This is a genomic window from Psychroflexus tropicus DSM 15496, assembly GCF_000378765.1.
Classification (GTDB): Bacteria; Bacteroidota; Bacteroidia; order Flavobacteriales; family Flavobacteriaceae; genus Psychroflexus; species Psychroflexus tropicus.
In genome coordinates, this window is sequence record NZ_KB905343.1 from 294,192 (window position 1) to 318,194 (window position 24,003).

Sequence of the window (24,003 nt, forward strand, 5' to 3'; positions counted from 1 at the left end):
AATCTGCTATTACAAGCTTTTAAGCTAAATAAACTACAATTTACTTGACAACGGCTATTCCGAGGTAGTATATTTGCGTTTTTAAAAAAATCTAGACTATGGGAATGAAACTTTCACAATTCGACTTTACTTTACCTGATGATCTTTTAGCAGAATTTCCTTCAGAACATAGGGATGAAGCTAAATTAATGGTGGTAAACCGAAAAGATGGTTCAATTGAGCACAAAATGTTTAAAGATGTCATCGATTACTTCGATGAAAAAGACGTCATGGTGTTCAATAATACCAAAGTTTTCCCTGCTAGGCTTTATGGAAATAAAGAAAAAACAGGCGCTAAAATTGAAGTATTTCTGTTGAGAGAGCTCAATCCTGAAACACGATTATGGGATGTTTTAGTAGATCCAGCCAGAAAAATAAGAATAGGTAACAAACTTTATTTCGGCGAAGATGAGAGTCTGGTAGCTGAGGTTATAGATAATACCACCAATAGAGGAAGGACCCTGAGATTTTTATATGATGGTTCTTATCAGGATTTCAGAGATAAACTGACCGAACTTGGCCAAACTCCACTTCCCAAATACATCAAGCGTGATGTTGTGCCAGAAGATGCAGAGCGTTACCAAACCATATATGCTAAAGAAGAAGGTGCTGTTGCTGCTCCAACGGCAGGCTTACACTTCTCTAAGCACCTCTTAAAACGATTGGAAATCAAAGGCATCGATTTTGCAGAAGTGACGCTACACATCGGTCTCGGGACATTCAATCCTGTAGAAGTTGAAGATTTGTCTAAACATAAAATGGATAGTGAGCAAATCATGGTTGATGAAAAGGCGACCAAAGTGATTAACGGTGCTAAATCTGAAAAAAGAAAAATATGTGCAGTTGGAACCACTGTGATGAGAACACTCGAAAGTGCTGTAAGCTCCAACCATCGTTTAAATGAGTATAATGGCTGGACCAACAAATTTATTTTCCCTCCCTACGATTTTAGTATAGCTAATTGTATGATTACTAATTTTCATATGCCAAAGTCAACGTTGTTGATGATGATCTCTGCGTTTGCAGGTCACGAATTGATGGAAAAAGCCTATAAAGAAGCCATCAAAGAAAAATATAAATTTTATTCTTATGGAGATGCTATGCTGATATTGTAAGCTAAAAACAAAACTTAAAACTAAAAAGCTGACATACATGAGTCAGCTTTTTTTTATTCGTGATGATAGGGTAAATTTTTCAAAATTGTAAACGCCCGGTAGAGTTGTTCTGTGAAAAATAATCTTACCATTTGGTGAGAAAACGTCATTTTGGAAAGTGCGAGTTGTTGATTTCCTCTTTTGTAGACTGAAGGCGAAAAACCGTAAGGTCCACCAATAACAAACACTAAATTTTTTAGGCCCGAATTCATTCGTTTTTGAAGCCAACTTGCCATTTTAGTGGAGGTGTATTCTGTTCCTTGCTCATCCAAAAGGACAACAAAATCTGAAGTTGAGACTTTATTAAGTATCAATTCTCCTTCTTTTTCCTTTTGAAGTTCGATGTCCATGTTCTTTCTTTTTTTTAAATCTGGAATAAGAACAACATTGTAGTTGACGAAGAAAGATAATCGCTTTTTGTAATCTGCTATCAGAGCTTCTAAATGCTTACTATCTGTTCTACCTACAAGGATAAGTGTGATGGTCATCCGTTCAAAAAAGTTTAACTTTGTTATGCACAAAAATAGAGAACCCAATGATTAGTCAAAAGCAATTGGACGAAGAAATCCAGCTTATCATCAAAAATGCAATCCGAGAAGATATTGGCGACGGTGACCACTCGAGTTTGGCTTGCATTCCTAAAGATGCAACTGGTAAAGCCAAATTGCTTGTAAAAGACAAAGGCATACTAGCAGGGGTTGAATTTGCTAAGCAGGTTTTTGCTTTTGTGGATCCTTCGCTTAAGATGGAGGAACAGATGAAAGATGGCGATGAGATGCAGTATGGAGATATCGCTTTTTATGTATCAGGGCCGAGTCAATCCATATTGAAAGCAGAACGACTGGTCTTAAACGCTATGCAACGTATGAGTGCCATAGCCACTAAAACTTCTGAATTTTCAAAACTTCTATCCTCCTACAAAACTAAAATTCTAGATACGCGTAAAACTACTCCTGGATTTAGGGCCCTAGAAAAACAGGCTGTAAAAATAGGTGGTGGTGAAAACCATAGGTTTGCACTCTATGATATGATCATGTTGAAAGATAATCATATTGATTTTGCTGGAGGCATCACAAAAGCCATCGATAAGACATTAGCTTACCTGAAAACTAATGATTTGGACCTCAAAATTATTGTAGAAGCCAGATCACTTTCAGAAGTAGAAGAGATTTTGAAATCTGATGGGGTATATCGAATCTTACTTGATAACTTTAGTTTCGAGGATACTAAAAGCGCTGTCAAACTTATTGATAATAGATGCTTGACAGAATCCAGTGGTGGGATAACCCTCGAGAATGTAGAAGACTATGCTAAGTGTGGCGTGGACTTTATTTCCAGCGGAGCTTTGATTCATTCGGTGCATAACCTGGACCTGAGTTTAAAAGCTATGTAAAATGGCCAAAGAAATTAGCGATACTCTTAAAAAAATTCCAGTTGTAAGTCGTATAGCGTATTGGTCGAATCAATTAAATCTTCCAGGCTTAGAAGGCTTTACGCTTTACGATCTATTAAGTTTGTATACCAGCGGAATTATTAAGGGCACGTTTTCTACCCGTGCAGGGTCTATCGCTTTTAGCTTTTTTATGGCCATTTTCCCCTTTTTGTTATTTATTTTAAACCTGATACCTTTTGTTTGGTTTATCGATGATTTTCAGCAGGAACTACTCAATTATTTAGAAGAGCTACTACCACCACAAACTTCAGGACTTTTTCAGGATATATTCTATGATATTGCCAACAATCCAAGAGCTGGTTTATTATCTTTTGTGTTTTTACTTTCTGTATTTCTAATGTCAAACGGGGTCAACGCTATCTTTACTGGATTTGAATTTTCATTCCATACCAAAATCAATCGTTCTATCATCAGACAATATTTTGTAGCGGTTGGAGTCGCTATAATTGTGGCCTTTTTATTGCTTATTGCAGTTATTGCGACTGTCTATTTTTCGTATCTCATAGATCAGTTTAAAAGTCTTGGAGTGGTTGGGGATTCTATCGTGCTTGCAAAATATGGTCGCTTTGCAATATTAATATTAGTGTTGGTTTTAGGAATTTCGACCCTGTATTATTTTGGAACTAAAGAAGGTAGAAAAACCCGTTTTTTTTCGTTAGGTTCATTTTTTACAACGGTCCTGATCATTTTAACGACGTATTTATTCTCAATCTATGTAGAAAATTTTAGTGCTTACAACAAACTTTATGGTTCTATTGGAGCGCTCCTCATCCTCATGTTATATATTTGGTTAAATTCAAATATTCTCCTACTTGGATTCGAATTGAATGGATCCATTTACAACCTTAAACAAAAATTGAAAACATAATTTATGAGGACCACTTGTTTTACATTACTACTTTTTTTCGTTTTGACATCTACTTTTTCTCAAACCAAAATCGCAGGGGTTGAGCTTCCAGCAACTTACCAGATTAAGGATCAGAATCTAAGGCTTAACGGAGCAGGCGTAAGAGAAAAATTCTGGATGGATCTCTATGCCGGAGGTCTTTATGTCTCCAGTAAACTCTCTAGTGGAAAAGAGGTTTTGAATGCTGATTCTCCTATGGTTATTAAAATACACATTGTTTCTGGTTTAATTTCAAGTGATAAAATGAGTTCTGCAGTAGAAGAAGGCTTCGAAAACTCAACAAAAGGCCATCTTGAAGAGTTAAGGGTTAAAATTGACAAATTCAAATCCTTTTTTTCTGAAGAAATAAATAAGAATGACGTTTTTGATATTGCTTATTCTCCAGCAGATGGGATAATGGTGTTCAAAAACAACAAAGAACTCGGACATATTGAGGGCTACAAATTTAAAAAGGCTCTTTTTGGAATTTGGTTTGGCGACCAACCTGCAGATAAGGACTTAAAGGAAGGAATGCTTAATATTTAATCGATGAAATTATTTATACTATATTTTGGCTTGCTTTGTGGAAGTCTTGTAAACGCCCAAGACGTTGTAGGCGAATGGAAAACGATTGACGATGATTCTGGTGTTGCCAAATCTATTGTAGAAATTTACAAAGAGGAAGGTAAACTTTATGGTAAAGTAAAAAAAATACTCAGAGAAGATAAACGAGATGTACGTTGTACAAAATGTAAAGGACAACGTAAGAATCAAAAAGTTGAAGGTATGGTTATTCTGAGGAATCTTACCGAAGAGGATGGAGAATATACAGGTGGAACGATTACGGATCCAGAAAACGGAAAAAGCTACGATGCTAAAATTTGGATTGATGAGGACCAGCCTAACACCTTAATGGTGAGAGGGTATGTTTCATTCTTGTATAGGACGCAAGAATGGAAAAGAGTTACCGACTGAGTGATTAGAAATTAAATTTATGCCATTCTTCATTGATGTTATCGTTCCCCTGCCTTTAGAACAAAGGTTCACCTATTCTATTACAGATGAAGAGCAACGAAGGCTTAAAGTAGGAATGCGAGTAGCCGTTCCTTTTGGGAAAAGAAAAGTCTATACAGCAATAGTTGCTAAAATTCATCAGACTCCGCCATTACGCTATGATGCAAAGCCTACAGAGGAGGTACTAGAAGATCAACCTACAATCACGGCACATCAACTGAAACTTTGGAAGTGGATGAGTAACTACTACTTATGTACAGAGGGAGAAATTTTGAGATCTGCTCTGCCAAGTGCGCTTCTAATCGAAAGTGAAACCGTTGTTGAACCTCATCCAGATTTTAATCTTGATCTAATAGATGATATTGAAACCTTAAGTGATCAGGAATACTTGATATTACAAGCGCTTCAAAAACAAAGTTTACTTAAGATTGGTGAGATCATTTCTATTCTAGATAAGAAAACCATCTTCCCCGTGATCAACGCAATGGCAGAAAAATCTTATATTTTAGTTAACCAGGAACTGAATAAGCAATATAAGCCAAAGCTTCAAAAATACTTAAGATTGGCAGATCAGTACTCTTCTGAAGCTGATTTACCTACATTATTAAATCAGCTTGAAAAAGCAAAAAAACAAAAAGAAGCCTTATTACAATTCTTCAATTTCAAAGCTAAAACTCAAAAGCCCATTTCTAAAAAACTTTTGAAAGAAAAGGCAGGAGTGTCTGCATCTGTGGTTAAATCCTTGATAGACAAATCTATACTGGAAGAATATTATATCAAAAAAGATCGAGTAGAACATCATGCGGAGGCGATTGATTCAGAAATTCAGCTTAATGAATATCAAGAAGCCGCCTTATCCCAAATTCAACAGGGATTTGAAGAATTACACGTTTGTTTATTACAAGGCGTCACTTCATCGGGAAAAACTGAAGTCTATATTAAGCTAATTGAAACGGCCATAAAAAAAGGGGAGCAGGTTTTATATCTGTTGCCGGAAATTGCACTAACCACTCAATTAATTAAAAGATTACAAGATTATTTTGGTGATGAAGTATTAGTCTATCATAGCAAATATTCGGTAAACGAAAGAGTAGAAGTATACAGGCATTTACTGAATCGTACCAAGGGCAAAATTGTAATAGGAGCCAGGTCTTCAGTGTTCCTGCCTTTTAAAAATCTAGGACTTGTTGTCGTAGATGAATCTCATGAAACAAGTTTTAAACAATTTGACCCTGCGCCGAGATACCATGCCAGAGATACTGCTATAGTGCTAGCTTCTATTTTTGGTGCTAAAACCCTACTTGGGACAGCGACCCCAAGCTTAGAAAGTTTTTACAACGTCAAACAAGAAAAATATGCTTTTGCGAAATTATCCAAACGCTTCGGGAATGTCGTACCACCAAAAGTGGAGTTAGTAGATTTGAAGGATCAGCAGCGAAAGCAAAAAATGACTGGTCATTTTTCTGAAACGCTCTTAAAAGCAATAGAATCTACCTTAAAAGAAGGACAGCAAATCATTCTGTTTCAGAACAGAAGGGGATATTCTCCCATTCTAGAGTGCAATACCTGTGGACATGCTCCGCAATGTCCAAATTGCGATGTAAGCTTGACTTACCATAAACATAATAATAGTCTACGATGTCACTACTGCGGCTATCATATTGCTATGCAAACTAAATGTATGGCCTGTGGTTCCACAGATGTGACCACAAAAGGATTTGGTACAGAACAAATTGAAACAGAACTAAATGCTTTATTCGAAGATAAAGTGATTAAGCGTATGGATTTGGATACGACACGAGGAAAATATGCTTATGAAAAACTCATCTCCTCTTTTGAAAACCGAGAGATTGATATTTTAGTTGGCACGCAGATGCTTACTAAGGGTTTAGATTTTAGGCATGTAAAGCTTGTAGGAGTTATGAATGCTGATAGTTTGTTGAATTTCCCAGATTTCAGAGCTCACGAGAAAAGTTTTCAGCTGTTGGTACAGGTGGCTGGCAGAGCAGGGCGTACAGAGGAACAGGGTCAAGTTCTCATTCAAACTTATAATCCTTACCATAGAATTTTACAACAAGTTACCACCAATAGCTATGATGAAATGTTCAAGGAGCAGCTTGATCAGAGAAGGCATTTTAAGTACCCTCCTTTATTCAGGATGATAAAAATTACTTTTAGGTCTAGAGATTTAAATAAGATGAATGAAGCTTCAGATTGGTTGGCCTTATTTTACAGACAAATTTTTAAAGCCAATGTTCTAGGCCCGGAGTTTCCTGCTATTTCTAGGATAAGAAATGAATATCATAAAAATATCTTGATTAAGATACCTCCAGAACAGTCCCTTTCTAAGACCAAGTCTTATGTTAAATCTGGGATAGATAAATTTAAATCGATCGCTCAATTTAGATCCATTAAGGTTCAGGCAAACGTCGACCCATATTAGTATTTAGATCTATAATATAATATAGCTAGATAGTAGAATGTAGTTTTATATTAGTTTGTATTTTTATCAAAAATAACTGAGATGACTATAACTCAACTTAATTACGTACTTGCTGTAGCAGAATACAAAAACTTTACGAAAGCTTCAGAAAAGGTGTTTGTGACTCAGCCTACACTTAGTATGCAGGTTCAAAAATTGGAAGAGGAGTTAAACGTCAAGATTTTTGATAGAACAAAAAAGCCGATTAAACTCACTCCCGTTGGTGAAAAGATTATAGAGCAGGCTAAAAATATAGTTAATGAAAGTGTTAGAATTCAGGATATTGTAGATCAGCAAAAAGGCTTCGTAGGTGGAGAGTTCAAATTAGGAATTATCCCAACGGTAATGCCAACCTTGCTGCCGATGTTTTTAAATAATTTCATCAAAAAGTATCCAAAAATCAATCTCAAAATTGAAGAATTACATACAGAGGTAATTATTGAAAAGCTTAAGGAGGGACATCTAGATGCCGGGATTGCCGCCACTCCTTTAGCCGATGAAAAAATAATAGAGAGGCCCTTATATTACGAGCCATTTATGGCATATATTCCTCCACAACACAGATTATTTCAGCAAAAAGAGCTTGTTTCAGATGATTTGGATGTAGATGAAGTTTTACTTCTTGAGGACGGGCACTGTTTTAAAGACAATATTCTTAATCTTTGTAAAAGTGTTCAAAATCATCCTGATCAAAAGAAATTTTATCTGGAAAGCGGAAGTTTTGAGACCCTAATCAAACTTTCAGATGAAGGCTTAGGTATGACTTTACTACCTTATCTACATACCTTAGATTTAAAATCTGAAAAACAAGAGCATGTCAAATTCTTCAAAAAGCCTTATCCTTCAAGAGAAATAAGCATTGTCCATCATCAAAATGAATTGAAATCGCATATCATAAAAGCGCTACATGATTCTATCAGTTCTATAGTGAAAGCAGCTATTCAATTTCAGGACATTCAGATTATAAGTCCGTTGAATAATCATTAATGACTGATTACTTCAAAGTTAAGTGCAATTCAGCATAATTAATTTAAAGCTTAATCCTCTTTTTAATCTGTTTTAAAAGCCTAAATTTGCAATTTTTTTAAAAAGGCGATCACTTTTGATAATTGTGTTAGTGATACATCATTATTTAGGTATCGTTTAAACGCTGAAGGTACATATCATTAAAATATACAGATGAAAAAGCTGATTAACCTATTTGATTTTAAACAAAAAGTCGATTATAAAATTGAAGTTTTATCCGGCTTAACAGTTGCTTTAGCCCTTATACCAGAATCTATTGCCTTTTCTTTTATTGCAGGTCTATCCCCTCTCACTGGTTTGTATGCCTCGTTTGTTATGGCACTCGTCACCTCTATTTTTGGTGGACGTCCAGGAATGATTTCTGGAGCCACAGGTGCTGTGGCCGTTGTACTTGTGAGTCTTTCAATGGAATTTGGGGTCGAATATATTTTTGCAGCCGTTATACTGGCTGGGTTATTACAGGCTGCAGCAGGTTTGCTTAAGCTGGGTAAACTCATGCGACTTGTGCCACATCCTGTCATTTTTGGATTTGTGAATGGTCTTGCGATTATCATTTTTATGTCTCAGTTAGATCAGTTTAAAGATGCTTCCGGAGCCTGGTTAACGGGAAGTAATTTGTTTATCATTTTAGGTTTGGTAGTCTTAACGATGCTCATCATCTGGTTATTACCAAAACTGACGAGAGCGGTTCCAGCGTCTCTGGTGGCGATTTTAGTAGTTTTTGCAATTGTTTATTTTGGAGATATCACAACCAATACAGTTGGGGATCTGGCCAGTATTAGTGGTGGATTTCCACCTTTCCATATTCCAGACTTTCCTTTTACATTTGAAGCCTTTTTAATTATACTGCCTTATTCAGCCATTATTGCTGGTGTTGGACTAATTGAAAGTCTTCTTACCTTAAATATTGTGGACGAGATTACCGAAACGAGAGGTAATGGTAACCGGGAAGCTATTGCACAGGGGAGCGCCAACATTATTTCTGGTTTCTTTTCTGGAATGGGTGGATGCGCCATGTTAGGACAGAGTTTAATTAATATTTCCAACGGTGCTAGGGCGAGATTGTCTGGTATCGTTGCTGCGGTAGCTTTACTGGCCTTTATTATGTTTGGGTCTGGTATTATAGAACAAATGCCCATGGCCGCCCTTACAGGCCTTATGATCATGGTGGCGATTGGAACCTTTGAATGGGCAAGTTTAAAAACCTTTAGACGAATGCCAAAATCTGACGTTCTAGTGATGGTACTGGTTACTTTGGTGACCATCATACTCCACAACTTAGCTTTAGCTGTTTTGGTAGGTGTTATCATCGCCGCTCTGGTGTTTGCCTGGGATAATGCTAAGCGCATTAGAGCTAGAAAGCGAGTTGATGAAAACGGAGCCAAACACTATGAAATTTACGGACCTTTGTTTTTTGGTTCTACTACAGTATTTGCAGATAAGTTTGATGTGATGAATGATCCTCAAGAAATTATCATTGATTTTAAAGAGAGTCGAGTAGTGGATATGTCTGCCATTGAAGCGCTTAATAAGATCACCGAGCGTTATCAAAAAGTAAATAAGAAAGTTTATCTCCAAAATTTAACAACTGACTCAAAAGCTCTATTGGTAAAAGCAGATAAATTAATTGAGGTCAATATTCTTTAAGAGCAGGATCCAAGTCTTACTTTCTACTAAAATCTGAGTTGAACTTAACGATTTTAAACTCTTACTTTGAGCTAATTTGAATCGACTATCTACTTAGCTTGTTAACTTTAGTAGTATCTTCTTCGTGGTATTGAATAGTTACGCTTTTTTTACCCCATTCTTTAGCTGCTTCTTCGTCAAGACCCATGTATACATCTATTTTCTTCTCCCAGCGTTTATTCATTTTATCCTTGACAATATAGTTGCCTTCGAGGCCTTCTATTTTGACGCTATCGTTATGACTTAGTCCCATTTTAATAAGATCACGGGAAACAGCAATAGCTTTTTCGCCTGGAACTAGTGTATCTCCCCAGGCTGCAAGTCCGATATTACCTTTTTTAGTCTGGCTTTCAACCGAATTGTAAGCTGTCGCTGTCACTTCAATTTTTACATTGTAATCGTCTTCTTTAGTGTTTTTACATCCGTAAATTAAAAGCGCAAAAGCACTAAAGACTACTAAAAATTTCTTACAATTTATCATAAACATCTTTTCCTTCAATATAGCTATTATTGTAGACTAACTTAGTTAATGCCATCATAAGCCTTTTTCAGTTTTCAATTAGTTTTAGATATGAGTTGCTAAGTCGATGTATTTGTGTTAGCTTGACTTTTTATAACTAATGGGTATGCTACATTTCATTCGCATGAATAGAATTGTCGACTTTTAAAATTAATTATCATGATGCTTTTTTTTCGCTTTTGCTTACTTATTTTCATAATCACATCTTTTAGTACATCTGCACAACAGGATTCATTATCAACTGCTTCTAAAGACTTAAAAATTGGCGTATTCATCACGCCTCCTTTTGTTATGGAAGATAAAGGGTCTTTATCGGGCTTGAGTATTTCCTCCTGGGAGTTAGTCAATAAAGACTTGCAAATGTCTTATGAGTATATTCAATACGAGTCCTTGAAAGCTTTATTGGAAGGAGTAGAGAAGGGCGAAGTGGATTTCAGTATCAACCCAGTAACCGTGACCGATAGCCGGATGAAACGTTTAGATTTTTCGCAACCTTATTTTATTTCTAAAACAGCCATTGCTAAACGAACCGAAAACCAAACCTGGACTTTTATCAAAAACCTTTGGAGCTGGAATTTTATTTCTGCAGTTCTGATTTTGATCACAGTCATATTCATATTTGGAGTGCTGGTTTGGTTATTTGAAAGACGAAAAAACAAAGAAGAATTTGGAGGAAAGGGTTTGAGTGGTATCAAAGAAGGATTTTGGTGGAGCGCTGTAACCATGACAACGGTAGGTTATGGAGACAAATCTCCACGAACCACGGGAGGTCGGATTGTCGGACTGGTCTGGATGTTTGCAGCTATCATTATGATATCAAGTTTAACGGCTGGTATTGCTTCTGCCTTAACGGTTCAAAACATCAATAATAGCATTACATCTGTTGAGGATTTAAGTAAGTTTAAAACGACCACGGTAGCCAATTCCAGTGCAGAAGAATTACTGGAGCTTTACGGTATTGAATCACAGAGTGTTTTTGACGAAAAAGCTGGCGTTCAACAGTTGCTGGATAAGGAAACGGATGTTTTTGTATACGACGAACCTATCATAAGCTATGAAATACAACAAAGAGAACTTTCAGATAAGATTGAAATACTTCCCAGAACTCTAAAAAAAGATTACTACAGTTACACTTTTCCTAAAGAGTCTAATTTATTATCTCAAATTGATCCTATCCTTGTAAGTACTTTAAAAATTATGGAGTGGAGTAAATTGTTAGAGAAATATCAATAGTGTTTATTTACATCTAACCTATGACTAAAAAGCAAAGAAGACTAGGGCAATTGCGAATTGTCCTTACTATCCTACAAGCAGTATCTGTCATATTTTTTATTTTTTTTTGATAACAATTAGATCTGCAAATAGTTTTGTAAAGGATAGTAAATTATTTGAAAAAAAAAAAATGATTAAAATAGATACTATTCATTCTGGTGGTGGAAGAAGCGGAGAAACAGCTACTTATAGCGGTCATGGCGAACTTTGGGGTGAGCCCAAAGCATTTTTAAGCGGTATTCTCTACGGTACTCACTTAGTTCCAAAAAGCATAAAAACAAGGGCAAAATAAATGCTCCATTGCATTACGCACCCTTGTTTTTACCATTCCTTTCATACAGCTTTATCAAGCAGTATTCCATTCATTTGCTTTTTTACACACGCTGTGTTCTTCGTTCATAGGTGGCTACTTTGTCTTGTTTGCCATATTCCGACAAGCTCCCTATCGCAAACAATCCACCGCCACCAATAATTTTGCTCGCCTGCGGGTCGCAGCTGGCTACGGGCAATTTGATTATTTAGCCTACGGCAGTAAGGATGCCCTTGTGTAAGTTGCGTTGCGCTCCGTTATTTTTGTATTAAAAAATAAAAAAACACTTCGCTCCACTTCACACATAGCTACAAAACGCCTTTATCAAGGCTCTTTTTGTACCACCCTTGCTCCACTCACTGGCGGCTCGCTGAAATGCTTCGCTTTGGCTCAAGGCTGTTTTTCCTGTGTTTACGCACTTAAACCCCTTAGTTAATTTAGTTCTTCGCCTTCCGCGCGCAAATAAAATGCATCATTCTAATCAAGATTTTACTGCGCTTGGATACTCATTTTTATCTGTGCCTTGTTCCGCTACGCTCCACAAACCCCAGTTAAAAATCGAGTTGTTTTTTCTTCAATTGAAAAGAAAAACGAACTCGATAATGTATCTTTGTTGCCAGTGAGTAAGTCATTTAAAATATTCCTATTAATTGCATTAAGCTTTTTGTCAAGCTTCAATTTAAGTGCAAACGACACTTTTTTTTCAATTGAAAATAAAGGCAATAGGGTTTGTGAAGTGGCTAATTCGGGGTGGAATATAAAATTCGGAAAATCATTTGTTAACTCATTGAACGGTTTTTCGGACAATATAGATTCTTTAGCTAGTAAGCAAGGTTTAAGTATTGATGATTTTAAATTACTACAATAAAAGAGGTATGATGTAATGACACCTTTGGAACAAGCCAATATAAATGCTATCAGGAACTCTATTCCACTGCCTGATGGTAATACAATTTTACAAAAAGTTATACCTAAAGCCGATATTAAAAAATATTTAGACGGTACTTACAATCAAATAAGTGGATTTGTAACTACCGCTAAAGATGCAAAACATCTTTCAACATTTGAAGATGTTTATTATGGTATGAGACTTGATTATGCATTAAATAATGGAATTAAGCCTTTTAAATTAAGTGATGGAAGTTTTGGTGTTATAAGATATAAGACATCTACAACAGACGCATCTGTACCTAAATTACCTTCTGTAGATGGTAAAGTACCATACACAGGGAATGGCTTTACTGGAGGGAGCAATGGTAAATTAGGAGTTCCTGAATGGCAAACACCTTACAATACTCCAATTGATGGAGCTGAATTATGGGAAATAACTTCGGATGGAACAGAAACATTAAGAGCAATATTTAATGTTAATCAAAATAAATTCATAGCCGTACCATGATGAATATTAGAAATGGAACATACACTCTTTTGAATGGTGTCGAAATGGAAATAAATGGTTTTTATGGACATGGTATTTCAAATCCTGATATTGAAAAAATCAAACAAATATCATACTCAAAAAAATTCAAACCACTAAAAGGATTTAGATTAGATGATAAAGAAGAGTCTTTTGTGAAAGACATTCGAATTAGTGAAATAAACAATGCATATAAAGTTACAACAAAAGCCTCTTTTCAAGGGGAAGAAATGAACGTGTATAATTTTTTTGAAAAAGAAAATGCACTTGGATTGACTACTCATACTTTTATTCAAGACTCTAATTTTATTAAATCAATTGACCAATATGGAGTAGATTACTGTATAGGAATGATTGGACTTCCTGAAATTGAAAGTATATGGGAAGAAAGAAGTAAAAGTGAATATGATTTGCCTATGCCAGTTGGTATTGAAAAAATTAAAAAAATTATCCTTCGATAATGCGTTTATCCTGTTATTTACAAAAAGAGTAAAAAAGATAAACTAAACAAAAAATTGAATAAAATCTCTAAATATAAAGCTTGTCTAATTTAACTCATCAACCTTTAAAACCAATTTTTGTCACCAAAACAACTTCATATCAATCAACTTAATTCACTAAAAATTCTTTTTGTTTTCTTGTTGGCTACATCCTCTATGCTAGGCGAAACTTTGCTAGAAGAAGCCTCCGGCAATTCAACTTCAGCCTGGGAAGAAGCCACTAATGAAAATACAGATTGGGGTAAACGAAGGCATATTTATTCCAAAGGAACGGTTCGGACAGCCAGTTCTATTTTCTTCTCAGGAAAATTAGTCTTAAAACTCCCTGAAATCGCCGAAGACCTGATACTAAAGATGGGCAGGGCTAAAGAGAGATTGAAATTTAAGGATGTTGCTGAAGCAACGGATGCCCTGCAAGATAATTTAAATCAATTATTAGATAAAATTAAATCCCTTCCCGATGAAGGTAAGAAATTTCTGGATGACTTTGCAGAGGCTGAGACTAATGTTTTAGAGCTTTTTTTGTTAAATCCTGAGTTGGTAGAGGCGTGGCGATTCTTGGATGAAGCTGGTGTAGATGAGACTTTAAGGCGGAATATTGATGCATTAGCCGATCCAGATGCAGCACTGGATGCTATCCAGATGTTTCAGAAGGTTAAGCCTACCTGGCCAGAAATACAGGCACTCTTTAAAAGAGGTAACGATTTTAATAAGAAAGGAAGACTTAAGTATACTGATGATTTTGTCGAAGTAGTTCTAAGAGGAGTTGACGGAAAACCAGGAAAGCGATTAGATACTTATATACCTCCTTCAGGGGGAAAAGCTGGAGAGATAATTTCAAGAAAGGCGACTACACTCAGTGAAATACAGCCTAATACATTTAGGATTTATTTGAATGAATTAGTAACGAAATATCCTAAAGGAGCTGAATTGAACTCAAGTAAGTTCCCTTCAGGTACTACACTAAATGGAGATTATTTCTTAGAGATACCGACTTCAAATAAATCCTTTTTTGAATCAAGTTCTGAGTTTCAGCAAGTGTTGAGCGACTTCAATACAAGCAAGGGTGTGGATATAAAATCAAATATTTAAACGAGTAGTTTTATGAAAAAGCTTATTTTAAAAATACTTCAGGAAATAGAACTAGATAAGGAGTACGCGAAGCTATGTGAGAGATATTGTGATTTTGATAATAATGCTAACCTCAATAATAAAGAAGTAGCCCCTATCATTAAATCCTTTGATTCTGACTTTAAATACGTAGCAAAAGATAGAACGTTTTTGAAAGAAACCATTTTTGAAGATTACACCGTACGTTTTTTTATAGGCTTTAAAAGTGGGATTACAGGTTTTGGATATTTAGTTTGGAAAGAAGGAGAAAATCATAATTTCTACAAAGGAAATTTGGTGACACTATCAGAACAAATTGATCCAGAGTTTAAAGAAAGAGTGAAATATAACTCTCCAATAGCTACATCTTTAGAAGACTTCAAAGAGATATTATCAAAGTATTTTGAGTTGTTAGAATCCTTTAAACAACATTTTCAAGAAGCAGTAAAAAGCTGATTTAGGAAGTCTCATCCCGCTAGCACTAGTGGCCTTTTGAACATAACAAAAAGAGCAAAAAGATAGATGAGAAACAAATCAAAATGAATTAAAAACAATTATCTTTATGCTCTAAGCACTTAAATCATCCCATCTATTTGATAAAACTTTAAATCTAACTTTTTGCCACCAAAACAACCATCCTTTCATCCTAACTTTTTATGCTTTTTCCTGTTGTTTTTTCTCCTGGCAACTTTGTCTGCTCGAGGACAAGACCTTGAGAATATTGGTAGTCGTACTCTGGATAAGATTAGAAACAGCCCTTTGCGGGTCAACGGCGGGCTATCGGCCAATTCTATTTTTTATGATTCCAATGGAAGAGATGCTCGAGAACCTTTTACCTACTTTTTACAGGGATTCCTCAACGTCACCTGGCTGTCTTTCACCATGCCGGTAAGCTATAGCCTAACCAATCAGGAAAGTCAATTGGGTTACGAAACTCCTTTTAAGTTCAATAGAATAAGCTTAAACCCCAAGTACAAATGGGTACAAAGCCATATTGGGGATGTAGCCATGACCTTTTCGCCCTACACCTTAAACGGTCATCAGTTTACTGGTGGAGGAGTAGAATTAGCCCCAGAGGGTGGGTTTAGCCTAAGTGCGATGACAGGACGTCTGCTCCAGGCCACAGAAGATGATGAGCAGGCTCAAACTCTTCCTGCTTTAGATCAGCAAGATGATTTGCTTAAGCTGGTGAAAGCTTATAACTCCTGTAAGTAATTCTCTTAAAGTAAAAAAATAAAATACTATCGTCAATTTCTGGGTCAGAAAGGTGTTGATTTGACCTAAAAATCTTTCTATCAATCATAATCGGGATTTCTAGATATTGCACGATTCAAGCTTGAATCATTATAAGCACCAGCATCATGCTGGTGTTTTTTTTCAATAAATAAAAAAAAACCGCCAGTTATGACGGTTTTAATTGAAAAAAGATAGAGGCTCTTAATTTTTAAAGCCAATAGGATGATCTGTTTTTCAATGCGTATCCATTTATTAATAATTTCTGTTATTCAAATTAAAACTTACTGTATTCTCTTTGTAAGGCCTGAGATAACAAAGGATTAAAGTCATTTTTATAACTATTGATGCTTTGACCTAGAAACTTTTTGAAGTCTTTTTCAAAATGAGAGAGATCGTAATAATTGTATCTTTCAATCAATTCCTCCATGCTTATGTAATTTTGTTTTTCCAGCTCACGAATGATAAAGTTGAACCTGATTAAACAAATAAACCGGTAGGGGGTAGATCCTACTTCAGTATTGAACATACGTTCTATACTGCGCTCTCCGTAAGGAAACTTCTCACTGAGCATGGATACTGGTAGAATTCCTTTTTGTCTGTAGATATAATCTACAATCAACGTAGAATTCAAATTTAAGTTCCAGCTGCTGTAAAATTTATGGAGGTATTTATCCAGTGTTTGTGTTAGGCTTTCAATAGTTTGATTTCCATGTATTTCGTTGTAAAGCTCATCCAAAATAGATGCATCCACATAGTCGTATAAATCAATCAATTTATTTCTATAGTTCTTAGCAATAAGCTTGGTGATGTTATGAAAGCTATGAGTGGGTAACTCAATTGAAATCCAGGTAGTGTTTTTATACGCTTTGATATTGAAATAATCTCCAGTGCCTTTCACAAAGATTTTTGGGACAGGAACCAAATTATTCTGATAATCATAAGCTTCAAGATCCCCAAAACGTAACATAATGTAGCTATAGCCATAGTCGTTAATACACTGTAATGGCATATCAGCTTTGTAATTAATCCTAATTATGTCTTTAAAAAATGAGTGTTCGAAATTAACATCATTAATAAATTCCATTATGCTGAATTTGACAGCAAAATAGCTCTTATAGACAAGTTCGGATTGTAAATTTCCGACAAATACTAACGGTTATGATTTTCGACAGAAATCTATAAAAGCCTGAGTATTTAAATGAAAAAATCCCTAAATGAGTTTTTTCATTTAGGGATTTACTTTTTGTTTTTTAAGATAAATTATCCGTTCATCGACATCAAAAACTCTTCGTTGGACTTGGTGTCTTTGATACGTTGGTTGAGGAATTCTATCGCTTCAATAGGGTTCATATCGGCCAGGTACTTTCTCATGATCCACATTTTCTGGATTTGATCATCGCCCAACAGCAAGTCGTCTCTTCGTGTGCTTGAGGAATTAAGATCAATTGCAGGGAAAATACGACGGTTAGCAATTTTTCTATCCAACTGTAATTCCATATTACCTGTTCCCTTAAATTCTTCAAAGATCACTTCATCCATCTTAGAACCGGTATCGGTTAGAGCTGTGGCAATAATTGAGAGTGATCCACCGTTTTCGATATTACGGGCAGCCCCAAAGAATCGCTTCGGTTTATGCAAAGCGTTGGCATCTACGCCACCACTCAATACTTTACCACTAGAAGGTTGTACGGTATTGTAGGCTCTGGCCAATCTGGTGATAGAATCGAGTAAGATGACCACATCATGTCCACATTCTACAAGACGCTTAGCTTTATCGATCACAAGATTAGCTACACGTACATGCTCGTGGGCTTCTTTATCAAAAGTAGACGCGACCACTTCACCTCTTACATTACGTTGCATATCGGTTACCTCTTCAGGTCTTTCGTCAATCAAAAGTACAATTTGGTATACTTCAGGATGATTGGCTGCAATGGCGTTAGCAATGTCTTTAAGTAACATCGTTTTACCAGTTTTGGGTTGAGAAACGATCATACCACGTTGTCCCTTTCCAATAGGTGAGAATAAATCTATAATTCGTGTAGAAATTGTACTTTGCTTTTCTGCCAATTTGAATTTTTCCTGAGGGAAAAGTGGCGTCAAGTGTTCAAATGACACACGGTCTCTAACGATCTTAGGATCGAGACCATTTATTTTTTTAATTTTAATTAAAGGAAAATACTTTTCGCCTTCTTTTGGAGGTCTTACTTCACCTAGAACTGTATCACCTGTTTTTAAGCCAAATAAACGAATTTGAGATTGAGACAAATAAATATCATCTGGAGAAGATAAATAGTTGTAATCTGAAGATCTTAGGAAGCCGTAACCATCCTGCATTAAATCAAGGACACCCTCACTTTCAATGATTGAATCAAATTCGAAGTCTGGATCCTTGTATTTGTTACGATTGTCCTTATTCCCGTTTTTATCGTTGGATTTATTATCGTTTCTAGACTTAGAGTTCTGTTGTTTTTGATTAGGATTATTCTTTTGCGAATGATCTCTTTGTTTGTTTTGAGGCGTGTGTTTTTTCTCCTTAGCCTCTTTATTTTTATGTTGAGGATTAGAAGGTTTTTCTTCTTTCTCAGGTTTCGAAGAAGCATTGGACTTAGAAGATGATGTAGGAGATTTAGGGTTTGGTTTTGAGTTCTCCTGATTTTTCTGTTGTCCTTCGTTTTTAGAGTTGTCGCTTGCTTCAAATGGATTTTGAGGAGCTTTTTTAGCCTCTCCTTTTTGAACTCTCTTTCTAGGTTTTTTTGAAGAATGGTCTTCTTTACTTTGATCTTTAGAAACCGATTTTGCATTAGACTCAGATGACGACGTCTTATTTTGAGTGGGCTTGGAGGATGATTTAGCATCCTTCTCATTGTTCAAAATTTCTTTCATCTTTTCAGGATTAGCCGCCTGGTAATCCAAAATTTGATAGATAAGGTCTAATTTTTTTAAACTTCTAAATTTTGGGACTTTAAGTTCTTTTGCAATTTCTTGTAAGTCTGAAAGCTTTCTAGACTTGAGTTCAATAATTTCTAACATTGATATTTTTTGAAATTAAATAGTTTCGAGGGAGATTCGAATTTAAGTTGATGATTTGTAAACGCTTAAGTATGCGTAAGTCCGGAGACATTGCAATTATACAACTTTATTTTATTTATAAATATGAATTCTTAAATATTCTATTATTTTTGCCTTGTAATTCGATTGAAAATAATGATACAGAGAATACAAAGTTTATACCTGCTCATCGCCATTTTGTTAAATGGGGTGCTTAGCTTTTATTTACCGCTGTGGTTTACCTCAGAAAATGTAGAAATATTTGCATTATCTCAACCTGTAGCCATATCTTTGTTTTTAGTCTCAGTTTTATTATCGTTCATCAGTTTAATTTCATTCAAAAAAAGAAAACGTCAATTTGTCTTAGGACGAATTAATATCATATTGAACTTTGTTTTAGTAGGTGTTTTCGCATATTGGACACTAAGCTTACCTGGAGAGATGGATATCTCAGAGAAGGGTATTGGGATGCTTCTTCCAATCATTTCTATCGTTTTTATTGCTCTGGCCAATAAGGCCATCAAAAAGGACGAAGATCTTGTAAAATCTGTGGATCGATTGCGCTAAACCTGAAATCTTAGTAATGTTAGTGCATTAAAACCCCGAAGCCATTCGGGGTTTTTTGTGTTTTATTGTAGAGGTATTGTTTTATTCTCTTCTGATTTTGTTTGCGTTGCCTTTAGAATTTTTGAAAAAGTAAGCTTACCACCTTAAAGTTCCCTTATTGAAAGGAACTCTTGGGGGAGGTAATTTGAAGGGTCATGACTTAAACCTGCTCCCAGTTCGTCTGAAGTTGAGGCAACACGCTTGTTTTTCTAGAGAGAAATACCCTCAGGCAAAAGAATCTTGTCATTTCGACAGAACGAGGGACGAGCGACGAGAAATCTTTGACCTTTAAATCAGAACTTCAATTAATAATTCGTAATTAAAAATTCAAATTTTAAATTCAAAATTAAGAATTACTCTTTTGCCCTCGTTTCCCAAAATCTATGACCTCCAGATTTTTAATATTTCCATCTTCTAAGTTAAACCTTAGCATAGTTCGCTTTTGATGAAAGCCATGTACGCCCACGGCTCCAGGATTCATATGTAGAAGGCCTAGATTCTTATCATTCATGACCTTGAGAATATGAGAGTGACCACTGATAAACAATTGAGGAGGATGACGCTTTATCTCTTCTTTCACCTCTCGGCTGTAGCGGTTAGGGTAGCCGCCAATATGCGTTATCCATACGTCTACACCTTCAAGCTTAAAGCGTTGATTAAGCGGAAACTCGCTCCTTAATTCATGCCCGTCTATATTTCCGTAGACTGCTCTTAGTGGTTTAATAGCTTTTATAGCATCGGTAACCCTTTGATCACCAATATCACCAGCATGCCATACTTCATCGGCCTTTTTTGCCCAATCTAATATTTTATTGTCTATGTAGCTGTGTGTGTCGCTTAACAGTAGAATAGATTTAGCCATTTTCTTTTTTGTGCAATATAAAGAATGCTTTAAGGATAGGTCTTTTGTCTATGATTATATTTGTGACTTTAAAAATTGAGATGCGGTATATTCTACAACTTTCTTATTTAGGGTCCCGATATCATGGCTGGCAGAAGCAGGTGGATAGCATAACAGTTCAATCTCAAGTCACTACCGCTTTGCAGACTGCCTTGCAGGAGCCGGTGGAAGTAGTAGGGGCAGGAAGAACCGATACTGGCGTTCACGCTTCAGGTTATATTGCTCACTTTGATAGTAGCCAGCATATCCTAGATGCTAAAAAAATTATTTTCAAACTCAATAGTATTTTACCTCTGGATATTGCTGTACATCAGTTACAGAGAGTTGCAGACGATTTCCATGCACGTTTCGATGCATTATCCAGAACTTACGAGTATTCAATTGTTCAATTCAAGGATCCATTTTCTATCAACCGCAGTTATTTTGTCAAAAATAAACTAGATATAGAAGCGATGCAGAGTGCTTCTAAACTCTTATTTAATCATAAAAATTTCAAATCTTTTTCCAAAGTTAAAACCGATGTTTATACATTTGATTGCGAAATACAAAAAGCAGTTTGGAGACAGGAAGACCGCCATCTTGTATTTGAAATCTCTGCGAATCGCTTTCTTCGAAATATGGTGAGAGCGATAGTAGGAACTCTTATAGAAGTTGGGTTGCATAAAATTTCAGTAGAAGATTTTGATCAGGTCATTTTAGCGCAAGATAGATCTAGAGCAGGTAAATCTGTTCCAGCTCAAGCTTTGATTTTAAAACACATAGAGTATCCAAATTTGATGCTTGAGAATTCTGAACATGGGAAATAACACCGGAAACGCATTTGATACTAAACTCTTTAAACGACTTTTAAAGTTTACCAATCCTTATAAAAGAACATTTTATTTCGTTGGCTTTGCGGCCATCGTTCTTTCTGGGCTTGGCGTATTGAGACCTTACCTATTGAGACTCACTATCGATGAAGGAATTACGCCAAGTGATGCTGAAAGCCTGGTGACCTATGTAAGTGCCATGTTAATTGCCTTAATTTCTGAGGTGATATTTCAATTCAGTTTTATTTTTTACGCCAACTGGCTCGGTCAGGAAGTGATCCGAGATATCCGAGTAAAGTTGTACAAACATATGATGAATTTTAAAATGCAGTATTTTGATAATTCATCTGTTGGCAGGTTAGTAACAAGGGCTGTGAGCGATATTGAAACCATCGCCAGTATTTTTAGCCAGGGCTTATTCATGATCATAAGCGACTTGCTTAAAATGATTGTTGTTCTTGGATTTATGTTTTGGCAAAGCTGGCAATTAACTTTATTGGTTCTTACGGTTTTACCTTTTATAATCTATGCTACAAGAGTATTTCAAAAGAAAATGAAAATTGCTTTTGAAGAAGTGAGAACCCAGGTTTCTAACCTTAATTCTTATGTGCAGGAACACCTCACAGGTATGAAAATCGTTCAGATTTTCAATAGAGAGCAAGAAGAATATAATCGGTTTAAAGATATTAATGAAAAACACAGGAAAGGCTGGATCAAAACGGTATGGTACAATGCTATTTTCTTTCCCATTGCCGAAATGTCTACCTCCATTACTATTGGTTTAATTGTTTGGTTTGGTGGATTAAGAGTGGTAGAATCGGACGCGTTATCTTTGGGTATTATAGTGATGTTTATAGAGTTAGCTCAGATGCTATTCCGACCATTACGTCAAATCGCAGATAAGTTCAATTCGCTTCAGATGGGTATGGTAGCGGCCAACAGAGTATTTAAAATTCTCGATACAGATTCACATATTGAAAATAAAGGACATATTCTTCCGGAACGCCTAAAAGGTCATATTGAGTTCGAAAATGTAAGATTTAACTACATACCAGATGAAGAAATTCTAAAAGGTATCTCATTTGAAGTCCAGCCAGGAGAGACTATCGCTATAGTGGGAGCTACCGGCGCTGGAAAAAGTACCGTAATCAATTTACTAAGTCGATTTTATGAAATCAAATCTGGAATAATTAAAGTAGATGGTGAGGATCTTAAAAATTACGAATTAGCTGCGTTACGGAGTGAAATAGCAGTGGTTTTGCAAGATGTATTTCTTTTTGCAGATAGCATTTTAAATAATATCACCTTGAATAAACAGGGGATTACGGAGGAACAAGTGATTAGTGCCGCAAAAGAAATAGGAGTGCATGACTTTATTTCAACGCTTCCTAAGGCATATCATTATAATGTAAAAGAAAGAGGGGTGATGCTATCCTCAGGTCAGCGGCAGCTCATAGCTTTTTTGAGGGCCTACGTATCAGATCCAAGCGTTTTGGTGCTGGATGAAGCAACTTCTTCTGTTGATAGTTATAGTGAAAGATTAATACAAGACGCAACAGATAAATTAACCAAAGACAGAACCTCAATCGTCATTGCACACCGATTAGCTACCATCAAAAATGCAGATAAAATTTTGGTGATGGACTCTGGTAAAATAGTCGAAACGGGAACACATACAGACTTACTAAAACAACCGGATGGTTACTATAGAACACTTTACGAAGCACAATTTCAACACGAAGAAGTAAATTAGTCCAAATCCTGTTTGATCTGCTCAGTCAACTTTTCTAGATCATCAAAAATATTAAACTCTCCGTTTTTCAGGTAAGATATTTGACCAGTCTCTTCACTCACAACAAGGGCAACAGCATCTGTTTTTTCACTTATTCCAACGGCAGCCCTATGCCTTAGTCCAAACCTTAAGGGGATGTCCCTATCATTACTTACTGGAAGAATGACTCTGGTAGCCGTTATTCTTCCATCTTCTATCACGATCGCACCATCATGCAAGGTGCTGTTTTTGTAAAAAATAGACTCTATGATGGGTCTGTTCACCTTGATATCCATGTGATCACCCGTATTTTTAACAAATTCAAGTTTTGTATTCCGTTTGATGACGATTAAAGCACCAGTTTTGGTACTGCCTAATTTTTTGCAGGCACTTACAATCGTATCTACATAATCTTGGGTTTTGTTTTCTCGATTTGAGAAATTGAGTTGGAACCAGTTGTTTTTTCCGTTAAAACTGGTAGAGCCTACCATGAGTAAAAATTTTCTTATCTCCTGTTGAAACACAACAATTAAAGCAAACATTCCCACTCCTATGAATTCACCAAGAACACTGCTCAACATTTCCATTTGAAGAAGCTGCGTCAGTTTCCAGATGAGATAGATAATCACTATACCAATAAAAATGTTGATCGCAGCAGACCCTTTTACGAGCTTGTAAATATAATAGAGTAAAACGGCGACCAATAAAATATCGAGTAAGTCTAAAATTCTAAACTCTAAAAAATCAAGTCCAAGCATAA

The 24,003-nt window shown here is 35.9% G+C and carries 24 protein-coding genes; 18 read left to right on the top strand and 6 right to left on the bottom strand.

Annotation, left to right across the window (positions count from 1 at the left end; genetic code table 11):
* The first annotated feature begins 104 nt into the window (after nucleotides 1–104).
* The gene (queA, locus tag F598_RS0106165; protein WP_026302551.1) at nucleotides 105–1,154 is read left to right on the top strand and encodes a tRNA preQ1(34) S-adenosylmethionine ribosyltransferase-isomerase QueA; all 1,050 of its coding nucleotides are present in this window, start codon (nucleotides 105–107) and stop codon (nucleotides 1,152–1,154) included.
* A 53-nt stretch (nucleotides 1,155–1,207) separates the two neighbouring features.
* Here queA and rlmH read toward each other — a convergent pair whose 3' ends face one another.
* On the bottom strand, nucleotides 1,208–1,681 hold the full coding sequence (gene rlmH / locus F598_RS0106170; RefSeq protein WP_019038157.1) for a 23S rRNA (pseudouridine(1915)-N(3))-methyltransferase RlmH: 474 nt from the start codon (nucleotides 1,679–1,681) through the stop codon (nucleotides 1,208–1,210).
* A gap of 47 nt (nucleotides 1,682–1,728) precedes the next feature.
* Between rlmH and nadC the strand changes: the two genes are divergently transcribed.
* The 7 genes from nadC to F598_RS0106205 all read left to right on the top strand — a co-directional run bounded on the left by nadC (nucleotide 1,729) and on the right by F598_RS0106205 (nucleotide 9,701).
* A complete protein-coding gene (gene nadC, locus F598_RS0106175) occupies nucleotides 1,729–2,586 on the top strand; it encodes a carboxylating nicotinate-nucleotide diphosphorylase (protein WP_019038158.1) in 858 nt (285 codons plus the stop codon).
* 1 nt (nucleotide 2,587) lies between these two features.
* On the top strand, nucleotides 2,588–3,514 hold the full coding sequence (locus F598_RS0106180; protein ID WP_019038159.1) for a YihY/virulence factor BrkB family protein: 927 nt from the start codon (nucleotides 2,588–2,590) through the stop codon (nucleotides 3,512–3,514).
* Nucleotides 3,515–3,517: 3 nt separating this feature from the next.
* Complete coding sequence (locus tag F598_RS0106185) at nucleotides 3,518–4,078, top strand: chalcone isomerase family protein (RefSeq protein ID WP_019038160.1); 561 nt, start codon at nucleotides 3,518–3,520, stop codon at nucleotides 4,076–4,078.
* Between the two features lie 3 nt (nucleotides 4,079–4,081).
* Entirely contained in the window at nucleotides 4,082–4,507 is a 426-nt protein-coding gene (locus F598_RS0106190) for a DUF2147 domain-containing protein (protein ID WP_019038161.1), read from the top strand.
* Between the two features lie 19 nt (nucleotides 4,508–4,526).
* Entirely contained in the window at nucleotides 4,527–6,989 is a 2,463-nt protein-coding gene (priA, locus tag F598_RS0106195; protein ID WP_019038162.1) for a replication restart helicase PriA, read from the top strand.
* Between the two features lie 81 nt (nucleotides 6,990–7,070).
* Nucleotides 7,071–8,015: a hydrogen peroxide-inducible genes activator gene (locus F598_RS0106200; RefSeq protein ID WP_019038163.1), complete on the top strand. Its 945-nt coding sequence runs from the start codon at nucleotides 7,071–7,073 to the stop codon at nucleotides 8,013–8,015.
* 192 nt (nucleotides 8,016–8,207) lie between these two features.
* Complete coding sequence (locus tag F598_RS0106205; protein WP_019038164.1) at nucleotides 8,208–9,701, top strand: SulP family inorganic anion transporter; 1,494 nt, start codon at nucleotides 8,208–8,210, stop codon at nucleotides 9,699–9,701.
* Between the two features lie 85 nt (nucleotides 9,702–9,786).
* On the opposite strand, the gene F598_RS0106210 is transcribed toward F598_RS0106205, so the two are convergent.
* Nucleotides 9,787–10,221, bottom strand: coding sequence for a 3D domain-containing protein (locus tag F598_RS0106210; protein ID WP_019038165.1), 435 nt, complete (start codon nucleotides 10,219–10,221; stop codon nucleotides 9,787–9,789).
* A gap of 198 nt (nucleotides 10,222–10,419) precedes the next feature.
* Here F598_RS0106210 and F598_RS0106215 point away from each other — a divergent pair, with 198 nt between their 5' ends.
* From F598_RS0106215 to F598_RS0106250, 7 genes are all read left to right on the top strand, one after another.
* Complete coding sequence (locus F598_RS0106215) at nucleotides 10,420–11,493, top strand: transporter substrate-binding domain-containing protein (protein ID WP_245539758.1); 1,074 nt, start codon at nucleotides 10,420–10,422, stop codon at nucleotides 11,491–11,493.
* A gap of 169 nt (nucleotides 11,494–11,662) precedes the next feature.
* Nucleotides 11,663–11,824 carry a hypothetical protein gene (locus F598_RS14460; RefSeq protein ID WP_157594966.1) on the top strand — a complete coding sequence of 54 codons (162 nt, stop codon included), beginning with the start codon at nucleotides 11,663–11,665 and terminating at the stop codon, nucleotides 11,822–11,824.
* Between the two features lie 901 nt (nucleotides 11,825–12,725).
* Nucleotides 12,726–13,241: a hypothetical protein gene (locus F598_RS0106230; protein WP_019038169.1), complete on the top strand. Its 516-nt coding sequence runs from the start codon at nucleotides 12,726–12,728 to the stop codon at nucleotides 13,239–13,241.
* A complete protein-coding gene (locus F598_RS0106235; RefSeq protein ID WP_026302552.1) occupies nucleotides 13,238–13,720 on the top strand; it encodes a hypothetical protein in 483 nt (160 codons plus the stop codon). The genes F598_RS0106230 and F598_RS0106235 overlap by 4 nt, the downstream gene beginning before the upstream one ends.
* Before the next feature lie 117 nt (nucleotides 13,721–13,837).
* Nucleotides 13,838–14,851, top strand: a complete 1,014-nt coding sequence (locus tag F598_RS0106240; protein WP_157594967.1) for a hypothetical protein — start codon at nucleotides 13,838–13,840, stop codon at nucleotides 14,849–14,851.
* 12 nt (nucleotides 14,852–14,863) lie between these two features.
* Nucleotides 14,864–15,325: a hypothetical protein gene (locus tag F598_RS0106245; RefSeq protein ID WP_019038172.1), complete on the top strand. Its 462-nt coding sequence runs from the start codon at nucleotides 14,864–14,866 to the stop codon at nucleotides 15,323–15,325.
* Nucleotides 15,326–15,487: 162 nt separating this feature from the next.
* Nucleotides 15,488–16,084 (top strand): hypothetical protein, encoded by a 597-nt coding sequence (locus tag F598_RS0106250; protein WP_019038173.1) that lies wholly within the window; start codon nucleotides 15,488–15,490, stop codon nucleotides 16,082–16,084.
* A 295-nt stretch (nucleotides 16,085–16,379) separates the two neighbouring features.
* Here the strand turns inward: F598_RS0106250 and F598_RS0106260 are convergent, their stop codons facing one another.
* Complete coding sequence (locus tag F598_RS0106260; protein WP_019038175.1) at nucleotides 16,380–17,189, bottom strand: helix-turn-helix domain-containing protein; 810 nt, start codon at nucleotides 17,187–17,189, stop codon at nucleotides 16,380–16,382.
* 176 nt (nucleotides 17,190–17,365) lie between these two features.
* Nucleotides 17,366–19,138 (bottom strand): transcription termination factor Rho, encoded by a 1,773-nt coding sequence (gene rho / locus F598_RS0106265; protein ID WP_019038176.1) that lies wholly within the window; start codon nucleotides 19,136–19,138, stop codon nucleotides 17,366–17,368.
* Between the two features lie 174 nt (nucleotides 19,139–19,312).
* Here rho and F598_RS0106270 point away from each other — a divergent pair, with 174 nt between their 5' ends.
* The gene (locus F598_RS0106270; RefSeq protein WP_019038177.1) at nucleotides 19,313–19,723 is read left to right on the top strand and encodes a DUF4293 domain-containing protein; all 411 of its coding nucleotides are present in this window, start codon (nucleotides 19,313–19,315) and stop codon (nucleotides 19,721–19,723) included.
* A 385-nt stretch (nucleotides 19,724–20,108) separates the two neighbouring features.
* Here the strand turns inward: F598_RS0106270 and F598_RS0106275 are convergent, their stop codons facing one another.
* Nucleotides 20,109–20,624, bottom strand: a complete 516-nt coding sequence (locus F598_RS0106275; RefSeq protein WP_019038178.1) for a metallophosphoesterase family protein — start codon at nucleotides 20,622–20,624, stop codon at nucleotides 20,109–20,111.
* Between the two features lie 80 nt (nucleotides 20,625–20,704).
* On the opposite strand from F598_RS0106275, the gene truA reads away from it, so the two are divergent.
* Nucleotides 20,705–21,469, top strand: a complete 765-nt coding sequence (gene truA / locus F598_RS0106280; RefSeq protein ID WP_033408520.1) for a tRNA pseudouridine(38-40) synthase TruA — start codon at nucleotides 20,705–20,707, stop codon at nucleotides 21,467–21,469.
* Nucleotides 21,459–23,225 carry an ABC transporter ATP-binding protein gene (locus tag F598_RS0106285; protein ID WP_019038180.1) on the top strand — a complete coding sequence of 589 codons (1,767 nt, stop codon included), beginning with the start codon at nucleotides 21,459–21,461 and terminating at the stop codon, nucleotides 23,223–23,225. Before truA ends, F598_RS0106285 begins: the two co-directional genes overlap by 11 nt.
* On the opposite strand, the gene cdaA is transcribed toward F598_RS0106285, so the two are convergent.
* Nucleotides 23,222–24,001 (bottom strand): diadenylate cyclase CdaA, encoded by a 780-nt coding sequence (gene cdaA, locus F598_RS0106290; RefSeq protein ID WP_019038181.1) that lies wholly within the window; start codon nucleotides 23,999–24,001, stop codon nucleotides 23,222–23,224. The two genes, F598_RS0106285 and cdaA, sit on opposite strands and share 4 nt — an antisense overlap.
* Nucleotides 24,002–24,003: the final 2 nt, after the last annotated feature.

Bases quoted from the DNA above. Each gene is read 5' to 3' on its own strand.
- queA (WP_026302551.1), top strand. From the start codon at position 105: ATGAAACTTTCACAATTCGACTTTACTTTACCTGATGATCTTTTAGCA.
- rlmH (WP_019038157.1), bottom strand. From the start codon at position 1,681: ATGACCATCACACTTATCCTTGTAGGTAGAACAGATAGTAAGCATTTA.
- nadC (WP_019038158.1), top strand. From the start codon at position 1,729: ATGATTAGTCAAAAGCAATTGGACGAAGAAATCCAGCTTATCATCAAA.
- F598_RS0106180 (WP_019038159.1), top strand. From the start codon at position 2,588: ATGGCCAAAGAAATTAGCGATACTCTTAAAAAAATTCCAGTTGTAAGT.
- F598_RS0106185 (WP_019038160.1), top strand. From the start codon at position 3,518: ATGAGGACCACTTGTTTTACATTACTACTTTTTTTCGTTTTGACATCT.
- F598_RS0106190 (WP_019038161.1), top strand. From the start codon at position 4,082: ATGAAATTATTTATACTATATTTTGGCTTGCTTTGTGGAAGTCTTGTA.
- priA (WP_019038162.1), top strand. From the start codon at position 4,527: ATGCCATTCTTCATTGATGTTATCGTTCCCCTGCCTTTAGAACAAAGG.
- F598_RS0106200 (WP_019038163.1), top strand. From the start codon at position 7,071: ATGACTATAACTCAACTTAATTACGTACTTGCTGTAGCAGAATACAAA.
- F598_RS0106205 (WP_019038164.1), top strand. From the start codon at position 8,208: ATGAAAAAGCTGATTAACCTATTTGATTTTAAACAAAAAGTCGATTAT.
- F598_RS0106210 (WP_019038165.1), bottom strand. From the start codon at position 10,221: ATGATAAATTGTAAGAAATTTTTAGTAGTCTTTAGTGCTTTTGCGCTT.
- F598_RS0106215 (WP_245539758.1), top strand. From the start codon at position 10,420: ATGATGCTTTTTTTTCGCTTTTGCTTACTTATTTTCATAATCACATCT.
- F598_RS14460 (WP_157594966.1), top strand. From the start codon at position 11,663: ATGATTAAAATAGATACTATTCATTCTGGTGGTGGAAGAAGCGGAGAA.
- F598_RS0106230 (WP_019038169.1), top strand. From the start codon at position 12,726: ATGACACCTTTGGAACAAGCCAATATAAATGCTATCAGGAACTCTATT.
- F598_RS0106235 (WP_026302552.1), top strand. From the start codon at position 13,238: ATGATGAATATTAGAAATGGAACATACACTCTTTTGAATGGTGTCGAA.
- F598_RS0106245 (WP_019038172.1), top strand. From the start codon at position 14,864: ATGAAAAAGCTTATTTTAAAAATACTTCAGGAAATAGAACTAGATAAG.
- F598_RS0106260 (WP_019038175.1), bottom strand. From the start codon at position 17,189: ATGGAATTTATTAATGATGTTAATTTCGAACACTCATTTTTTAAAGAC.
- rho (WP_019038176.1), bottom strand. From the start codon at position 19,138: ATGTTAGAAATTATTGAACTCAAGTCTAGAAAGCTTTCAGACTTACAA.
- F598_RS0106270 (WP_019038177.1), top strand. From the start codon at position 19,313: ATGATACAGAGAATACAAAGTTTATACCTGCTCATCGCCATTTTGTTA.
- F598_RS0106275 (WP_019038178.1), bottom strand. From the start codon at position 20,624: ATGGCTAAATCTATTCTACTGTTAAGCGACACACACAGCTACATAGAC.
- truA (WP_033408520.1), top strand. From the start codon at position 20,705: ATGCGGTATATTCTACAACTTTCTTATTTAGGGTCCCGATATCATGGC.
- F598_RS0106285 (WP_019038180.1), top strand. From the start codon at position 21,459: ATGGGAAATAACACCGGAAACGCATTTGATACTAAACTCTTTAAACGA.
- cdaA (WP_019038181.1), bottom strand. From the start codon at position 24,001: ATGCTTGGACTTGATTTTTTAGAGTTTAGAATTTTAGACTTACTCGAT.